The sequence below is a fragment of the Uliginosibacterium sp. 31-16 genome (assembly GCF_030730865.1).
GTDB lineage: Bacteria > Pseudomonadota > Gammaproteobacteria > Burkholderiales > Rhodocyclaceae > Uliginosibacterium.
Map to the genome: position 1 here is coordinate 44,853 of NZ_JAVALZ010000006.1, position 15,922 is coordinate 60,774.

General features: G+C 62.8%; 13 protein-coding genes. 7 read left to right on the plus strand and 6 right to left on the minus strand.

The features are described 5' to 3' along the window. Positions 1-205 precede the first annotated feature (205 nt). The gene (locus Q9Q94_RS17090; RefSeq protein WP_305981347.1) at positions 206-3,502 is read left to right on the plus strand and encodes an EAL domain-containing protein; all 3,297 of its coding nucleotides are present in this window, start codon (positions 206-208) and stop codon (positions 3,500-3,502) included. Positions 3,503-3,640: 138 nt separating this feature from the next. Here Q9Q94_RS17090 and Q9Q94_RS17095 read toward each other — a convergent pair whose 3' ends face one another. After that, positions 3,641-6,559 carry an HD domain-containing phosphohydrolase gene (locus Q9Q94_RS17095; RefSeq protein WP_305981348.1) on the minus strand — a complete coding sequence of 973 codons (2,919 nt, stop codon included), beginning with the start codon at positions 6,557-6,559 and terminating at the stop codon, positions 3,641-3,643. A gap of 75 nt (positions 6,560-6,634) precedes the next feature. Beyond that, positions 6,635-7,669 (minus strand): Gfo/Idh/MocA family protein, encoded by a 1,035-nt coding sequence (locus tag Q9Q94_RS17100; RefSeq protein ID WP_305981349.1) that lies wholly within the window; start codon positions 7,667-7,669, stop codon positions 6,635-6,637. 92 nt (positions 7,670-7,761) lie between these two features. On the opposite strand from Q9Q94_RS17100, the gene Q9Q94_RS17105 reads away from it, so the two are divergent. The 3 genes from Q9Q94_RS17105 (at position 7,762) to Q9Q94_RS17115 (ending at position 10,018) form a co-directional block, all read left to right on the plus strand. Next, entirely contained in the window at positions 7,762-8,082 is a 321-nt protein-coding gene (locus Q9Q94_RS17105; protein WP_305981350.1) for a DsrE family protein, read from the plus strand. A 187-nt stretch (positions 8,083-8,269) separates the two neighbouring features. Next, positions 8,270-9,382 (plus strand): branched-chain amino acid ABC transporter substrate-binding protein, encoded by a 1,113-nt coding sequence (locus Q9Q94_RS17110; RefSeq protein ID WP_371929873.1) that lies wholly within the window; start codon positions 8,270-8,272, stop codon positions 9,380-9,382. Positions 9,383-9,580: 198 nt separating this feature from the next. Continuing rightward, complete coding sequence (locus Q9Q94_RS17115) at positions 9,581-10,018, plus strand: nuclear transport factor 2 family protein (RefSeq protein ID WP_305981351.1); 438 nt, start codon at positions 9,581-9,583, stop codon at positions 10,016-10,018. A 133-nt stretch (positions 10,019-10,151) separates the two neighbouring features. Here Q9Q94_RS17115 and Q9Q94_RS17120 read toward each other — a convergent pair whose 3' ends face one another. Beyond that, positions 10,152-10,373, minus strand: coding sequence for a hypothetical protein (locus Q9Q94_RS17120; RefSeq protein ID WP_305981352.1), 222 nt, complete (start codon positions 10,371-10,373; stop codon positions 10,152-10,154). A 152-nt stretch (positions 10,374-10,525) separates the two neighbouring features. Here Q9Q94_RS17120 and Q9Q94_RS17125 point away from each other — a divergent pair, with 152 nt between their 5' ends. Continuing rightward, entirely contained in the window at positions 10,526-11,698 is a 1,173-nt protein-coding gene (locus Q9Q94_RS17125; RefSeq protein ID WP_305981353.1) for a radical SAM/SPASM domain-containing protein, read from the plus strand. Positions 11,699-11,887: 189 nt separating this feature from the next. Beyond that, entirely contained in the window at positions 11,888-12,208 is a 321-nt protein-coding gene (locus Q9Q94_RS17130; protein ID WP_305981354.1) for a cupin domain-containing protein, read from the plus strand. 39 nt (positions 12,209-12,247) lie between these two features. Here the strand turns inward: Q9Q94_RS17130 and Q9Q94_RS17135 are convergent, their stop codons facing one another. From Q9Q94_RS17135 to Q9Q94_RS17145, 3 genes are all read right to left on the minus strand, one after another. Next, on the minus strand, positions 12,248-13,417 hold the full coding sequence (locus Q9Q94_RS17135) for an alpha/beta hydrolase (RefSeq protein ID WP_305981355.1): 1,170 nt from the start codon (positions 13,415-13,417) through the stop codon (positions 12,248-12,250). A gap of 2 nt (positions 13,418-13,419) precedes the next feature. Beyond that, positions 13,420-14,121, minus strand: coding sequence for an NADPH-dependent F420 reductase (locus Q9Q94_RS17140; RefSeq protein ID WP_371929874.1), 702 nt, complete (start codon positions 14,119-14,121; stop codon positions 13,420-13,422). Positions 14,122-14,238: 117 nt separating this feature from the next. After that, positions 14,239-15,153: a LysR family transcriptional regulator gene (locus Q9Q94_RS17145; protein WP_305981357.1), complete on the minus strand. Its 915-nt coding sequence runs from the start codon at positions 15,151-15,153 to the stop codon at positions 14,239-14,241. A gap of 98 nt (positions 15,154-15,251) precedes the next feature. On the opposite strand from Q9Q94_RS17145, the gene Q9Q94_RS17150 reads away from it, so the two are divergent. Further along, positions 15,252-15,878 carry an NADPH-dependent F420 reductase gene (locus tag Q9Q94_RS17150; protein WP_305981358.1) on the plus strand — a complete coding sequence of 209 codons (627 nt, stop codon included), beginning with the start codon at positions 15,252-15,254 and terminating at the stop codon, positions 15,876-15,878. The last annotated feature ends 44 nt before the right edge of the window (positions 15,879-15,922 follow it).

Here is a 15,922-nt window from a genome sequence, read left to right on the forward strand (position 1 = left end):
ACCCGCCAAGGCCCGTCAGACGCGGCTTGGCGAGCCCCATCCCGTGCCATGGTGGCCCGATACATGACGTTCTGCCAGCGACGGAAGGCGGCCTGCCCTAAGGACCATCGCAAGTTTCAGGCAAATCCGTCGTAGAGTCTGGTGACGCACGGGTTGAGAGGTGCCTGCATGCCCGCCGGCCACCCGCCCAGTACCCTCCGGAACCATGCCCGCTGATTTGCGCGAGACCCTTCGCCTGAACATCCTGCTGGCCGTCGCCTACATTGCGAGCGGCTGGCTGGCACTCTTGGTTGCCCTGCCTCCAGGCTATGTGTCGCCCTTGTATCCGCCGGCCGGCATCGCCCTGGCAGCAGTCCTGATCTATGGCTGGCGCATGAGTGCGGGCCTGTATGCCGGCGCTTTTCTGGTCCAGGTGCTGGCGCATGTACACACCAGTCTGCCAATTGATCTGCCGATCCTCGCGCTGAGCAGCATCGGCCCGCTGCTGCAAGCCCTTGCCGGCGCATGGCTGATGCGCCAGATGAAAATCTGGCCCGGTGGTCTGGACAGCGCCCGCAGCGTCGTTCTTTTTGTTGGCATGACCGCCCCGGCAGGCTGTCTGATCAGCGCCTCGCTGGCAATGCCCACCCTGTTCTCCATCGGAACTTCAGACTGGAGCGTCGCGTTCCAGAACTGGAGTGCCTGGTGGGCAGGCGATACGCTGGGGGTCTTGCTGTTCACCCCGATCAGTCTGGCCCTGATCGGCCTGCCCGAGCAGGAGTGGCGCGGGCGCCGGCGCAGCGTGGCACTGCCGCTGCTGATCTGCGCCCAGGTACTGGCGGGCGCATTGATGTTCGTGCGCCAGCGCGAAGAGAGCCGCATCACCGATGAATTCCAGCGCAATGCCGAGCATCTGGCCAACACCCTGAGCTCGCGTCTGGCGGCACAGACGGACATGCTGATGGCGGTGGAGCGCTTCGCCTCGGTTGACCCGGAATTTTCACGCGAAGACTGGCGCCGCATCACCACGCGCTGGCTGGATCGCTACCCTGGCACCCAGAATCTGACCTGGAACCCGCTGGTCCGCCACGCCGAACGTGCCCGCTTCGAGGCTCGCCTGCGTGCCGAGGGTTGGCCAGACTTCCGCATCATGGACCGCGACGCCGCAGGCAAAACCCGGATTGCAGCAGACGCTCCCGATTACCTGCCGATCACTTACGTAGAGCCCATGTCCAGCAATCTGCGCGCTCTGGGCCTGAATCCGGGCTCCTACGAAATACTTGCAGCGGCCATCAACCTGACCCGTGAAACCGGCCGGGCCGCTGCCACCGAAGCCGTCCGGCTGGTGCAAGCGCCGGACTCACCCCACAGCGTGGTGGTATACCAGGCCGTGTTCGAGCGCGAAAACGATCCTGCCTCACCCCTGCGCGGCATCGTGTCGATGGCCCTGCAACTGGAAAACATCGTACATTTTGCCCGCGAACAGCTGCAGAGTGACGGGATCGATCTGTGCATGGCCGACCGCAGCAACCCCCCTGAGCGCCAGCGGCTGTATGGCCCGGCGGGCTGCAGCAGCCCGGTCTGGCTGGATCACCACCGCTTCCTGATCCGCCAGATGAACTACGCTGACCGCCAATGGCAGATCCTGCTGCGCGCAGGTGACCACTACAGCGCACGCTCGCGCAGCTGGGCCTCAGGGGCAACACTGGGCACCGCCCTGTGTTTCTCGGGCATGCTCAGTGCATTCCTGCTGATGATGACCGGACGCACCCGGCGCATCGAGGAACAGGTGGCTCAGCGCACCGCCGAGCTGGCCAGCGCCACAGCCCAGTTGCGCGACCAGAAAGCCTCACTCGCGCATGCCCAGCGCATCGCGCGCATGGGCAGCTGGGAGATCAGCAGTGGCGCGAGCAACCTGCACTGCTCCGAAGAATTCCGGCGCCTGCTGGATCTGCCCGCCGCCGGCCGCATCCTGCTCGGCGACGTATTGGCGCGCCTGAGTCCGGAAGATCGCCCCCGGCTGGACGAAGCCATCAAGGAAGCCAGCCGCGCGCCCGAAAACATCGCTCTGGACTGCAGCACCCGGAGCGATGACGAAAATCTGCAGGTGCTGCATTTCCAGATTGAAAGCGAATGGATGATGGGCCGCCTGCTGCGCCTGCATGGCACCGTGCAGAACGTGACAGCGACGCGTCAGGCCGAGGCACACATTCAGTATCTGGCGCGCTTTGACTCGCTCACCGGCCTGCCCAACCGCAGTTACTGGCAGGAGCTGGCCCGCTCCGCGCTGAGCTCTGCACGCCGTCACCACGATCAGGCCGCCGTGCTGTTTCTCGACCTTGACCACTTCAAGACCATCAACGATTCACTCGGCCACCCCGTCGGTGATCAACTGCTCACGGCAGTGGCGGCACGCCTGAAACACAGCCTGCGCGCCGACGACATCCTGGCGCGCCAGGGTGGTGACGAGTTTGTGGTTCTGCTGCCGCGCCTCTCCAGTTTTGAGGAAGTCAGCAGCGTGGCCAGCAAACTGGTCAAAAGCCTGACCGAGCCCTTGCAACTGCAGGAGCATGAACTGACGGTTTCAGTCAGCATCGGCATCGCCCACTTCCCCAGCGACGGCGACGATATCGACACCCTGCTCAAACATGCTGACGTGGCGATGTACAGCGCCAAGCAGGCCGGGCGCAACAACTTCCAGTTCTTCGTGCCGGAGATGAACCAGCGCGCGATGCAGCGTCTGGAGATGGAAAATGCGCTACGCCGTGCCATCGACCGTGGTGAGCTGATCCTGCACTACCAGCCCCAGCTGAACCTGGAAAGCGGGCTGATCGAAGGCTGTGAAGCCCTGGTGCGCTGGCAGCATCCGGAGCGCGGCATGATTCCACCGATCCAGTTCATCCCGCTAGCCGAGGAATCCGGCCTGATCCTGGCGCTGGGCGACTGGGTGATGCGCGAAGCCTGCCTGCAACAGGCGCGCTGGGCCGCCGAGGGGATTCCGCTGATGATGGCCATCAACATCTCGGCCCTGCAATTCCAGCAAGCCGACTTCGTCCAGAAAGTGGCACGCATCATTGAGGAATCCGGCGCCGACCCGCGCGCAATCGAACTGGAAATTACTGAAAGCGCCCTGCTCGCCTCGACCGAGGAACTGATCGATCAGCTCGAACGCGTGCGTGCGCTAGGCGTCAGCTTGGCGCTGGACGACTTCGGCACCGGCTATTCCTGCTTGGCCTACCTCAAGCGTCTGCCCATCGAACGCCTGAAGATCGACCGCTCCTTCATCAAGGATCTGCCCGGCGATGCAGAAGACTCCGCCATCGCCTCGGCCACCCTGTCGATGGCGCGCGATCTGGGCATGCTGGTCGTCGCCGAAGGCGTGGAGAACGCAGCCCAGCGCGATTACCTGATCAATCGCCGCTGCCGCTCGATCCAGGGCTACTTCGTGTGCAAGCCCCAGACCGCGGAGGCGCTGACTACGTGGCTGCGGGAGCGGATGACAGCACCGACAACAGGTGCCTGAAGAGCCGCATCTGTAAAGGCTTTTCAGGCACGCCATCCGCACCCCCAATACTGACGCGCCTTTTCGCCACCCCATCCCGCTCAGGTCCGCGGGAAGAGGCTCTCCGGGCATGCCCACTCAGCACTCAATCCCCGCGGTTCAGCTCTGCGTTGCAGACGGCCTGCTCAGCAAACCGGCAATATCCACGGCATCAATCTGCTCCGCCAGCAGGAAGCGTTCGGCATATTCCCGATACACGCCGGAACTCAGGAACAGATCGAACAGATCTGCATCCAGATGCTGTTCACGCGCCATCCGGGCCATGATGCGCAGGGATTCGGACAGGGTCTTGGGCGGTTTGTAGGGGCGATCCGCTGCCGTCAGTGCCTCGAACACATCGGCAATCGCCATGATCCGCGCCGGAATGCTCATCTGCTCGCCACTCAGGCGTTTCGGATAACCACGCCCGTCCATGCGCTCATGATGCCCGCCCGCGATCTCCGGCACGCCCTTCAGGTGCCGCGGGAAGGGCAGTCGTCCGAGCATCATGATGGTCTGCACGATGTGATCATTGATCAGGTAACGCTCTTCATCGGTCAGCGTGCCGCGCGAGATCGACAGGTTGTAGATCTCGCCACGATTGAACTTGTACTGCGGCACTTCCAGCTGGAAGCCCCAGGGATTGTCGGCCGGGATGATCTCGCCGGGCGGGCGTGGCACCCGATGCTCGGGCTTGTCGGCCAGCAAGGCTTCGCTCGCCGGCAAGCGGGCGGAGGGCACATCCTGCAACTGACGCTCTTCCTCGCGCGACAGGCCCAGTCGGTCGTCAATCGTGCGCTGCCAGCTGCGCTGGGCGATCAGACGCAGACGCTCGATCTTGTCGGCATCGAGGAACTCGCCACCCTTGTTGCACTCGGCCACGAAAGCAAATTCCTCATCCAGCGTGCGCCACACCGCCTGCAGGCCGGCCAGCGCCGCGGGCTCTGGTACGCCCGCGCTGCGCTCTTTCCAGAACGCCACCTCGGCATCACGCTTGAGCACTTCGAAGCGCATGCGCACTTCGTGGATCCGGTTGTAAAGCGCTTCGAGTTTGGTCGCCTTGTCGACCACATATTCCGGCGTCGTGACCTTGCCACAATCATGCAGCCAAGCCCCGATATGCACGGCTTCACGGTCTTCATCGCTGAGGCTGAAATCACGGAACGGCCCCTCCTGCACATCGTTGGCGGCCTCGGCCAGCATGCGCGTGAGCACTGGCACGCGCTGGCAGTGCCCGCCGGTGTAGGGGCTCTTGGCATCAATGGCTCCGGCGAGCAACTGGATCATGGCTTCCAGCAAGGCCTTCTGGCTGTCCACCAGACGCCGGGTCTCGATCGCCACCGCCGCCGTCGAGGACAGGGCTTCGATAAAGGCCACCAGCGGATCACGCCGGCCTTTGCGCTCCGGCTCGACCGGACGGGCCAGCTCCAGCACCAGCACACCAACAAATTCCTTTTCCAGGGTTTCCAGCGCCACGGCAAACAGTTCCGGGCCTGCCTGTCCAATCCGCCCGGCCACACTGCAGCGCCGTGTCGCCACCTGCACGACAGGGTGTTCCTGATCGGCATCGCACTGCAGGCTCTGGGCGTAATCGACCCGGCTGCCATCCCCCGTACGATCCTGCGAACGACGCAACACCCGGGCCTCGGGCTCGTACAGATAAAGCGCGCCAGAGCGGGCCTGGGTGGCCAGCGCCACATCATCGAGCACCACATCCAGCAGGCGCTCCAGACGCATCTCGGAATTGAGCGCAGCACTCACATCGAGAAAACGCGCAATCGTCGAGCGCATCTGGCTGGTGGCATTGGTCAGCAGATCAACTTCCGCAATCCGCGAGCGCGGCAGGCGGGTCGGCCGGAAATCGAAACTCGCGACCAGCTTGGCCTCCTCGGCCAGCAGGCGCAATGGCTCGACAATCCGCTGGGTCAGCCAGAAACCCGCGGGCACCGACAGGACGATCAGCCCCAGGGTGATGAACAGCTGGAGCTGCAGGAGCTTGCGCGCCTCGCCAAACAATTCAGCGTCCGGCACCGCCATCAGCACCCGCAGGGCGCGCCCATCCGCGCGCAGCGCCAGAGGCACGGAGATCAGCTCCCACTCCTGCTTGCCCACCAGCGCGTGCTGCCGTTCCACCCCCGTCGCCGGCAGGGCGGCGGCGGCGCTCAAGGCCGGCATGCCCAGATCTGCGACCTGTGCCAGCCGGGGCTCGCCGCTGACATCCAGCGCCACCGACTTGCCGGCATCTTCAAGCGCGACAACCCGCTCGCCCGGATCAATGATCGCGACCAGCGAACCGGAAGTGATCTTCAGATCGGTGATTTCCCGGCCCAGATCCGCCAGTGTGGCATCCGCCCCCACCACCGCTCCGCCACTTTCAGCGCGTCGCGCCAGGGTCGCGCCGACCTGACGCGTGGTGTAGAACAGGTAAGGATCGGTAATAACGGCTTCGCGCTCCTGCAAAGCCTGACGGAACCAGGGGCGTTCGCGCGGATCAAAAGCGTAGGTTGCGCGCCGCTCACGCCGCAGCAGGCGCCCCCCTTTGTCATAGAACAGGAATTCTCCCACCCGCGGGCCATTGCCTTGCAGGCTGACAGCCTGCACCATCAGGCTGGCATCGGCCGGGGCGCGATGAATCCGGCGCAGGGTCGGCTCGCGCAGCGGCCGGAACAGCACGAAGTCGCCATTGGCATAGCCCACATACCAGGCATCCATCAATGGATTGGAGGCCAGCACGGCCGCAGCCATCGGCACGGCCTGCAAGCGCTCGGCAAGCGTCGTACTGCGGGTGATCTGGTGATAGGCCAGCAGTTCCAGCTGGTTCTCGGCGGGCTGCAGGATGCCGCGAATCTTGTCCTTCAACGACCGCGAGACATGCCGGATCGATTCGTCGACGGCAGACGAAATCACTTCGCGTGTGCTGCGATACGAGTTCCATGCCAGGATGAAAGCCACCAGCAGCAACAGGAAGGTTGACCCTGCTGCTGCCAGCACGTGCAGCGGAATCTTGAAGTGATGCTTTTCTGCAGATCCGAACGACATGGGACGGCACTCCCTTCACAGGATTACGCAACGCGGCGCCCCCTGATTAACGGCAAATACCGCCCGTACTGAAATCTACACGGTCAGCGCACGTCCCTCCGCCATGCTGCGCGCCACCGCATCGGTAAATTGCATGTACTTCAGCCCGTCGGCAAACGTGGTGTGCGTGACCGGTTCGATGCCACGGATGGCATTGATGAACTCTTCCTCCACGCGCCAGCCGCCGGCCTCCTCCGCCGGAACCGGCACCATCTGCAGGGCCGCATCGCCCTTGCGTGCGCCGTAGAGATGGCCGTCGGCAAAGCGCAGCGTGCCTTCCGAACCGCACAGCACGATTTCGCTGGATTTCATCAGGCCTGTCACCGCCGAAACGGTGAATGTCGCCTGTGCTCCACACACCATGTCAGCCAGCACCACCACATGCTCGGGTACGCGCACGGCGCGCAGCCGGCCAGAGGTGTCGACACGCTGGGTCACGAAGGTGCGACCCCTGGCCATCACGCTGTCGGCCTCACCCACCCAGCGCATCACGCTCTCGTACCAGATGCCCAGACTCATCACGTTCAGCCCCGAAAGGTCCGCATCCTGCCGCCAGGAGAGCGGCGCCTGCGTATCCAGGAATTTGCCATCCGCTACGCGCACCTCAATCGTCAGCAAGCGGCCAAGAAAACCCTCGCGCAGCAGGCGCTGCACCGTGCGATCCACCCCCAGCGTGAACGGTGCCGGCACCACCTGCGCCACCCGATCCGGCCGGGCCTGCGCGGCCTGCAGCATCTGCAGCGCCTCGGTCGCATTCATCGCCAGACGCGCTTCGGTCAGCACATGCTTGCCGGCAGCCAGCGCCGCCAGGGTAATTGGGCAATGCAAATAGGGCCAGGTGCCGATCATCACCGCATCGATCCCGGAGTCCTCGACCAATGCGCGCCAGTTGTCCGCCACGTTCGGGATGCCAAGCTCGCGCGCCGCCTTTTCGGACGACGCGCGCGAGCGGTTCACCACGCTCACCACTTCCACCCCTGGCTGTGCTCGCAGGCCTGGAATATGCCGTTCGCGGGTATTCGTCCCGGCGCCCACCACGCCTACGCGAATCACCTGTTTGCCTGATGTCATGTTCAACTCTCCTGTGCGCTCTTATCCTGAACAGAATGCAGCCTACTCCTCGGGAGACAAGAATGAATCCGGACTTTCACGCAACTGCCCTCATGATCAACAGCGACGGCATGGGCCACGGCGACGAGACCCTGCGCCAGCGCCTGCTCGTCAATTACCTGAGGACTCTGGTCGAGCTGGAAACGCCTCCGCAAGCCATCCTGCTCTACGCGGCAGGCGTCAAGATGGTCATCAACACATCGCCATGCCGGGCCGAGATCACCCGTCTGCGCGAAGCCGGCACCCGGGTCATCGCCTGCCGTACCTGTCTGGATCATTACGGCCTGATGGAGCACGTGCCGGAAGCCGAGATCGGCAACATGCTGATGATCGTCGAAGCGCAAGGCGCCGCGGCGAAAGTGATCACCCTGTAGCCCCGCACACGGCGGCCTTCTGCAGCATGCCTGCCGGAAGAAGCCCGCCCTGTGCGGCTCTGCAGGCAGAGCATGCGAAGCGTGCAAACATGGGTACCCGCGACCTCCGGTCTGGTTCATAATTGTTGCCTGCCCTACCTCCCGTAAGGCGCCCTGAATCACTCAGACCCGGAGAACCATCTTGAACCTGCACCGCATTGCACTGGGCGTCGCCCTGCTGAGCCTGGCTGGTACCGCCAGCGCTGACCTCACCGTTAAACTCGGCGCCGCCGGTCCGCTCACCGGCCCGATCGCCCACATCGGCAAGGATGGCGAAAACGGCATCCGTCTGGCCATCGAGGATGCCAACGCCAAGGGCATCACCATCGGCGGCCAGAAGGTCAAGTTCGAGCTGGTCAGCGAGGACGACCAGGCAGATCCCCGCACCGCCACCACCGTGGCCCAGCGTCTCGCCGACGCGGGTGTGAAGGGCGTGATCGGTCACGTCACCTCCGGCGCCTCGATCCCGGCTTCGCGCGTGTATGAACAGGCCGGCATTCCGGTCATCACCCCATCCTCGACCAGCCCGACGCTGACCCAGCAAGGCTTCAAGGTGACCTTCCGCGTCATCGCCAACGACCTGCAGCAGGCTGAAGCCATGGCCAGCTACGCCGTCAAAAAGCTCGGCCTGAAGAAGATCGCCATCGTTGATGACCGCACCGCGTATGGCCAAGGTCTGGCTGACGCACTCGCCAACGCCATGAAGAAGCTCGGCGCCCAGGTGGTGGCACGTGAATTCACCAATGACAAGGCCACCGATTTCATGTCGATCCTGACCAAGCTCAAAGGCCAGAATCCGGATGCCATCTTCTACGGCGGCATGGATGCCCAAGGCAGCCCGCTGCTGCGTCAGATCCGCCAGCTCGGCATGAAGGCGACCTTCCTCTCCGGCGACGGCCTGTGCACCGCCGAGATGCTCAAGCTCTCGGCCAAGGAACTGGACAACCGCGTGTTCTGCACCCAGGCCGGCATCCCGATGGAAAAGATGCCCGGCGGCGCGAAGTTCCGCGAGCGCTTCAAGCAGCGTTACAACGGTGACGTGCAGCTCTACGCCCCGTACAACTACGACGCTGCCACCGCGCTGATCGAAGCCATGAAGGCAGCCAACTCGGCCGAACCGGCCAAGTACCTGCCAGCCCTGAAAGCGCTGAACATCAAGGGCATTACCGGCAACATCGCCTTCGATGCCAAGGGCGACATCAAGGAAGGTGGCGTGACCTTCTATTCGTACAAAGATGGCAAGTGGGCCGCTGCTGAATAAGCAAACCCCGCCAGGCAAACATGACAAGGCCCCGCAAGGGGCCTTTTCTTTGGTGCCGCAGAACAGCCCCTCCACGGATCAGGGTCTTCATCCATTTTCGTCAGACAAATACGTCAGTAGCATGACAATCCCGGCGGAATATCCTCACTTTGCATGACAAAGCCGGGCGTTCATTCAACCAAATCAGGAGCTGACATCGTGTTCAAGAAATTGCTGTGTCTCGTATCTGTCTGTACCTTCGGTTTTCTGGCCCAGACCGCCTTCGCGGCGGACGAAACGGCTGGCGTCAATGCAGCAGTGGAACAGCTGCGCGTGCTGATGGTGACGCCGGACAAGGCGGCACTCGAAGCCATCGTTGCTGACGGTCTGAGCTATGGCCACTCTGGCGGCAAGATCGACACCAAGGCCAGTTTCATCGACGATCTGCTGACAGGCGCCTCCGATTTCGTGAGCATCGAACTCTCGGATCAGACGGTCCGCGTGAGCGGCAATGTCGCCTTTGTCCGTCACACCCTGTTTGGCGCAACAGCCGACAAGGGCAAGATGCCGGGCACCGTCAAGCTGCACATCCTGAGCGTGTGGGAGAAACAGGGTGGCAAGTGGAAGCTGGCCGCCCGTCAGGCGGTCCGGATCTGAGCGTCACCGGCAGCTACGGCAAGGCCCCGCAAGGGGCCTTTTTGTTGCATGCCCGGAGAGGCGCACCGGGCGGGCCTGCCCACGGCTCCGTGCTGCAGAACAAGGCGGGATGCGGCTCTTCAGGCATCACGCCTCAGGCCTTACCACCCCGGATATGCTCAAGCTGGAGGCGCGCCTGATGCAACATGGCATTGAACTCATGCACGCCAGCGTAGGCGTCGCCATGTGTCTCATTGGCCAGGCGCTCACCCATTTCCTGCAGCACCGCCAGCAGATCACCCAACTCGTCGAGAGTCTCCAGCCGTTCCTCTTCCCTGCTATCGTCGCGCATCATCGAACCTTTCTGGTGGAGCAAACCGCGCCCTCCTGATTTCTTTATAGAAGGCACAGCCCTGCCGGAACAGGCTATTCAGACGCCTGCACCGAGCCTTAGGACTGAGCCACCGCAAAGCACGGAGCGGAAACCTCTCTAAAATCGCGCTCTTCCGATTTTCAGCCCACCGTTCCATGACCAGCGCCCAGCCGATCACCCTGCTCCGCCCGACCCGACCAGCCACCGACGGCCAGCCCGCCATCCCCGGCCACCGTGTCGAGCTGCAACTGCTCACCACCCTCAAGTGCAATCTCAAATGCACCTACTGCTCGCTCGGCGTGGGCGAAGTGCTTGGCTCGCAGCAACACGTGGATTACTCGCTGGAGCAACTCGCCGCTTTCGTCGACACGCAGCTCAAGGGCTACGAGACCTACGTCACCTTCTACGGCGGCGAACCGACGCTGAACCGGCCCTACATGGAAGAGGTGATCGCGCGCTTTCCGAACTTCCGTTATCAACTGCAGACCAACGGCACGCTGCTCGACGGCCTGCCGGACGCAGTGCTGGCACGCATGTCCAACTTCCTGATTTCGATTGATGGCGGCGAAGGCACCACTGACGGCTATCGCGGCCGTGGCATCTACCGCCAGGTCATGAAGAACCTCGCGGCGATCCGCCCGAAAACCAGCGGCAGCATCACCGCGCGCATGACCTGGAGCCACCCGGAGATCAGTTTCGAGGAGATCGACCACCTCACCGAAGTGTTCGATTACCTGTACTTCCAGTTCGTTGCGGATATCGGCGCCTACCCGGCCGAGGGCATGGCTAAGCGCAAGGAAATCCTCGCCCGCTTGATCGCCAAATTCTTCCGCCATAGCGACCGGCTCTACCCGATCATTCCGATCATGGGCATGGTGCGCAACAAGGTGATGCCCTCGAAGGCGCAGGAGCTGTACCAGGGCAAGACCCAGTGCCGCGCCTCGACCCACATCCTGAATGTGATGCCGGACGGCCGCATCTTCCCCTGCCCCGACCTGCTCTACCTGCCCGAGATGCAGCAAGGCAGCGTGGTCGACAACTGGCTGCGCGCCAGTCCGCTGCAACCGGACCCGGCCATGCCCTGCAGCACCTGTGATGCTTACGCTTTCTGCCGCGGCAACTGCATGAAGAATCTGTACCTCGCCTACGTGAAGAAGGACGAGACCTACCGCCGCGAAGTTGTCGAACCGATCTGCGAACTGGTGAAATTCATGGGCGAAGAGATCGACCGCCACCAACCGCAGGAATGGTTCGCCCGCGCCAGCCTGCCGGTGAGAAAGCTGATCACCGACTGCGAAGTCTACGAGTACGTCGAAATCATGCCCTGACCAGGCCTGCCCGAAGAGCCTCTTCCCGCTTGGATCTTCAGACATGACACCCGGACAAGCAGACGGGGAGAGAATCTTCAGCATACCTGCCGGAAGATGTCCGTCCGGTGCGGCTAACCAGGCGCACCGGCGCAGAGTGCAGAAAGAAGTCCGACCTGCAACACGCAAGGCTCGCAACAGGAGGAAACCATGTTTGGTCTAAACAGCAACGAAGGTTACATCCCCGCCCTGCCCGGCATCGAACGCAAGACACTGGTGCACGGCGAGAAGACCCTGATGGTCGAATTCCGCCTGCAGAAAGGTTTTCCCCTGCCCCGCCACGCTCACCCGCACGAGCAGACCGGCTACCTCGTCAGTGGCAGCCTGCGTCTGTCCATCGGCGACGAAGTCCGCGACCTCAAGCCCGGCGACAGCTGGTGCATTGCCGGCGGCATCGAGCACGGCGCCGAAGTACTCGAAGACAGCGTCGCCATCGAAGTTTTCACCCCGGTACGCACCGACTACCTTTGAGCACGCGTCTGCCCCGGAAATTCGTGCCCCGGAATGCACTCACGCCCGGACCGTGATCGCCTCGCATTTCAGGTGGTGCATGAATTCTCGCAGGATCAGCAATCTCGCCGCAAAAATCCGGCCTGCCGGCAACCCTTCGGCAGACGCCGGCCGCCCCTGAGAGACCGCCACCAGACGCGCGAAGGTACGTTCGATGGCCTCCCGGCTCAGCACGACCTCCGCCTGAGCGGGCAACCCGGCAAGTCGTGCGATTTCATGAATGCCGGCGTCCTGCGCAAACAATCGCGCATTTGCGGGGATGGCCGTACGCCAGTGCTCAAGCGCATCTTCGACGACCATGATGGCCTCTTCCAGCTCCACGGGCTGCGGGGATTCATGCCTGAAACAGGTCTGCGCAATGTTCTCCGTTCCGATCTCAAGCGCCAGGGTCTCCGGCGGATGCGCACCCTCCCTGACGAGCAGGCCAATCTGCTCGCTCCCGATGCTCAGCTCCACAGAAGCAGCGGCCTCTTCCGTCGGCCTGGCGATCAGCGCATGACTCCAGCGGAGAAAATCTGCCTGCATTTCAGCGCTCAGCACATGGCCGACCGGGAAACGACGGGTCGCGTAAGCAACGCCCAGCTCACTTAACCATTGCTCCGCGCGCAGCGCCCAGCTTGCGGGCAGAACGTTGTCCAGCTCCCCGTGGCTGATGAAGGCTTGCATGCCCTTCAGGCGGGCGGGGCTGGCCAGATGCGGAGCCAGCTCGGGAAGGATGCGGCCGGAGAGGATGCCGAAACCCAGTACGCGTTCGGGCTCGCTCAACGCGACACTGGCGCTCATAATGCCCCCCTGGCTGAATCCGGCAATAATCGTTCGGCCCGGGCTCAGCCCATAAGCGGCCTCCAGCTCGGAAATGAAACGCAGCAAGGTTTCGCGTGCCTGGTCGGCTTCGGCAAGATCAGGTCTCGGGCCGTCAGCCGTGAAAGTGACCCTGAACCATCCGTATTGAGCGGGCCCCAGCAGCAGCGGGCCACGCGGCAACACGACCAGCACCCGGGGATCCAGCGCTTCGGCAATCTCGGCAAGATTGGTTTCATTGCCGCCCACGCCGTGCAGCAAGATCACACAGGCTGTCGGGCGGGAGGAAACGGGCTCGCGCAAACGGAAGGACAGGGAAAAACCGGCATCCTCCCGCAGCGCACTGATCGAGGCTGGCTGTGCTTGCATGATCAGGCCTTGTGCAGCCAGGTCGGGGCAATCGCCGTGCCTTGCCCGGCACCATAGCCAAAGAAAATGTTCAGGCCTCCCAGCGGCTCCAGATAGCGCGCATTCTTCAGGCCGCCCGCATCAATCGTGGCAAAGCCGATGCTCTGCGCCAGCGCCTGCACGCTTTGTTTGGCCGTCGCATCATCACTGGCGACGAACACCGGCACGGTCTGACCCGCGCCAAAATCGGCACCCTCTGCCAGCACCTGCGCAAACACCGTATTGAACGCCTTGACGATCGTGGCGCCCGGCACGGCACGAGCGATTTCCTCTGCCGCCGAGTTGCTGTGGCCAATCGTAAGGCCCATGTAGTCAGGCGTCAGCGGATTGGTGATGTCGACCACAACCTTGCCTTGCAGGCTCCCCAGCGACTCCAGCGCTGCAATGGCTTCGTTGAAGCCGGTGGCGAGTACGATGATGTCGGCCTGAGCAGCGGCAGTTTCAGGGGAAACTGCGCTGGCTCCCGGATTGGCCGCCGCAAGCGCTTGCGCTTTGGCGAAGTTGCGGGCCGTCACAAACACTTCATGCCCTGCCCGTGTGAGTTGTTTGACGAAACCCGAACCCATATTGCCTGCGCCGATGATGCTGACTTTCATGATCTGTTCTCCATGCTGTGATGATTGGCGGTTTGTCGCCAGGACCGCAACGCGCGGTGCATGGAAGATACTTTAAACACCTCATTTACTGAGATAAACAACATTATTGTCCATTGTTTATTGCGAAAAACGGGATTAATGAAATAAGCGATGCGAGAGATTTTCAAGCAGCAGTCTGTCTCATACTCAGGATGCTTTCGTACCGGCAGGCTGTGCGTCGCCCCCAAACGCAGCCAGCGCAAAATCGACGAAGCTGCGCAGCTTGGGCGTCATGCGCCGGTCTGGCGCATACACGAGGTGGAAGGGGCGGGTCGGCACCGGAAAGTCCGGCAGCAATTCGACAAGCAGGCCGGCGGCAAGGTCATCACGCACCAGTTCACAAGGCTGCAACAGGACGCCCATGCCGGCGCGCGCGGCCATCAGCAGCGCTTCACCACTATCGACCATCAGCTTGCCAGAGACCGCGACGGTGATCGGCCCCTCCGGCCCCTCGAAACTCCAGCGTGTTCTCAACTCGGTGTAGGAAAAGCCGAGGCACTCGTGTTGCTCAAGATCGGCAGGATGGGTGATTGGCGCATGGCTGGCGAGATAGGCGGGCGCCGCGCACAGGCGCAGCCGATAGGGCGCGAGCCGGCGCGCGATCAGCCCGCTGTCTGAAAGCTCGCCAACCCGGAAGGCCACATCAAAGCCTTCATCGATCAGGTCAACGAAACGGTTGGCGAGCGACATATCGACCGACACTTCAGGATACGCGGCCAGGTACTCGGGCAAGCGCCTGGACAGGGCATGTATCCCGAAGGACACCGGCGCATTGATACGCAGCCGTCCGCGTGGCGTGCCACCGCTCATGGCCGCCATGCCTTCAGCCGCGTCCACCTCGGCGAGGATGATCTTCACCCGCTCGTAGAAAGCGAAGCCGGCTTCGGTGAGATGCTGACGCCGCGTTGTACGATTGATCAGGCGTACGCCCAGATGCTGCTCCAGAGTCTGCACATGCTTGCCGACCAGTTGCGAGGACATGCGCAAGACTTCTCCAGCGGCCGAGAAGGAGCCGGACTCCACAGCCTTGGCGAACACGCTCATGCTCAGCAGACGATCCATTACAAACGCTCTGTTTCAAGTAATGACGATTATCGATCATTTATCTGAAGTAGTTTCAAGTTTTAAAGTGAGCGCTCCAACCAACAAGGAGCACGAACATGAAAATCGCCATCATCGGAACGGGCAACATGGGCGCAGGCTTGGCCTCGGCACTGGCTACAGCAGGACACGAAATCAGCGTCGGGGCGCGTGATCTGACCAAAGCCGCCGCATTGGCAGAGAAGATCGGTCACGGCGCAGTGGGTGGCGGGATTACCGCCGTAGCCCAGCTTGCTGACGTGGTGATTCTGGCGCTGCCGTTTGGCGCCGCAGCCGAGGCCATCAAGCTGGCCGGAGACCTCGCCGGCAAGCTGCTGATCGATATCTCCAACCCGATCAGCGCGGACTACAAGGAACTCACCATCGGTCACACCACTTCGGCCGCCGAAGAAATCCAGAAGCTCGCCCCGCAGGCCCGCGTGGTGAAAGCCTTCAACACGATCTTTGCGCAATTGCTGGCGCCCGAATCCCGCACCGGCAAAACCCTGCAAGTGTTCGTGGCGGGCGATGACGCTACCGCCAAGGCCACCGTATCCGGGCTGGCGCAGTCCATCGGCTTCGAGGCCGTGGAAGCCGGCCCGCTTTCCAATAGCCGTTTCATCGAGCCTATCGGCGAGATGAACATTCATTTCGGCTACTTCCTTGGCAAGGGCCCGAGCGTCGCGCCGGCCTGGGTTCAGATTTAAACCGTTTGCCCTCACCAGGCGGCCTGCGTCAGCGGGCCGCTGGA